A 1,727-nucleotide genomic window follows, 5' to 3' on the forward strand; every position below is an offset into this window, starting at 1 on the left:
CATAGTGGACGCGAGCATCTGTGGCCAAGTTTTTAAGGGCGCACGGTGGATGCCTTGGCACCAGGAACCGATGAAGGACGTGGGAGGCCGCGATAGGCCCCGGGGAGCTGTCAACCGAGCTGTGATCCGGGGGTGTCCGAATGGGGAAACCCGGCAGTCGTCATGGGCTGTCACCCATGCCTGAACACATAGGGCATGTGGAGGGAACGCGGGGAAGTGAAACATCTCAGTACCCGCAGGAAGAGAAAACAACCGTGATTCCGGGAGTAGTGGCGAGCGAAACCGGATGAGGCCAAACCGTATGCGTGTGATACCCGGCAGGGGTTGCGTGTGCGGGGTTGTGGGAGTTTCCTTGATCGGTCTGCCGGCCGGTCGGAGAGTCAGAAACCGTATGGGTAGGCGAAGGACATGCGAAAGGTCCGGCGTAGAGGGTAAGACCCCCGTAGCTGAAATCTGTACGGCTCTCTTGGAGATCACCCAAGTAGCACAGGGCCCGAGAAATCCTGTGTGAATCTGGCGGGACCACCCGTTAAGCCTAAATATTCCCTGGTGACCGATAGCGGATAGTACCGTGAGGGAATGGTGAAAAGTACCGCGGGAGCGGAGTGAAATAGTACCTGAAACCGTGTGCCTACAAGCCGTGGGAGCGTCGGATGTCGAGCTTGCTTGGCATCTCGTGACTGCGTGCCTTTTGAAGAATGAGCCTGCGAGTTTGCGGTGTGTTGCGAGGTTAACCCGTGTGGGGGAGCCGTAGCGAAAGCGAGTCCGAATAGGGCGTTTCAGTAGCACGCTCAAGACCCGAAGCGGAGTGATCTAGCCATGGGCAGGTTGAAGCGCGGGTAAGACCGTGTGGAGGACCGAACCCACCAGGGTTGAAAACCTGGGGGATGACCTGTGGTTAGGGGTGAAAGGCCAATCAAACTCCGTGATAGCTGGTTCTCCCCGAAATGCATTTAGGTGCAGCGTCGTGTGTTTCTTGCCGGAGGTAGAGCACTGGATAGGCGATGGGCCCTACCGGGTTACTGACCTTAGCCAAACTCCGAATGCCGGTAAGTGAGAGCGCGGCAGTGAGACTGTGGGGGATAAGCTCCATGGTCGAGAGGGAAACAGCCCAGAGCATCGACTAAGGCCCCTAAGCGTACGCTAAGTGGGAAAGGATGTGGAGTCGCAGAGACAACCAGGAGGTTGGCTTAGAAGCAGCCACCCTTGAAAGAGTGCGTAATAGCTCACTGGTCAAGTGATTCCGCGCCGACAATGTAGCGGGGCTCAAGCGTACCGCCGAAGTCGTGTCATTCACGCAATATCCCCAACGGGAGTGTGGATGGGTAGGGGAGCGTCGTGTGCCGGGTGAAGCCGCCGCGTAAGCGAGTGGTGGATGGTTCACGAGTGAGAATGCAGGCATGAGTAGCGATACAAGAGTGGGAAACTCTTGCGCCGATTGACTAAGGGTTCCTGGGTCAAGCTGATCTGCCCAGGGTAAGTCGGGACCTAAGGCGAGGCCGACAGGCGTAGTCGATGGACAACCGGTTGATATTCCGGTACCCGCTTTGAAACGCCCAGTACTGAACCGAGCGATGCTAAGGCCGTGAAGCCGCCTCTGATCTCTTCGGAGTGAGGGGGAGTGGTGGAGCCGCTGAACCGGACTTGTAGTAGGTAAGCGATGGGGTGACGCAGGAAGGTAGTCCAGCCCGGGCGGTGGTTGTCCCGGGGTAAGGGTGTAGGACGTC

At 58.0% G+C, this 1,727-nt stretch carries 1 rRNA gene (running past one end of the window); it reads left to right on the forward strand.

Features of this window, described 5'->3' with window-relative positions:
* Positions 1 to 22: 22 nt before the first annotated feature.
* Positions 23 to 1,727 (forward strand): 23S ribosomal RNA (locus AB0399_RS40295) (it continues 1,291 nt past the right edge of the window).

The sequence above is a fragment of the Streptomyces sp. NPDC088194 genome, from assembly GCF_040702025.1.
GTDB lineage: Bacteria > Actinomycetota > Actinomycetes > Streptomycetales > Streptomycetaceae > Actinacidiphila.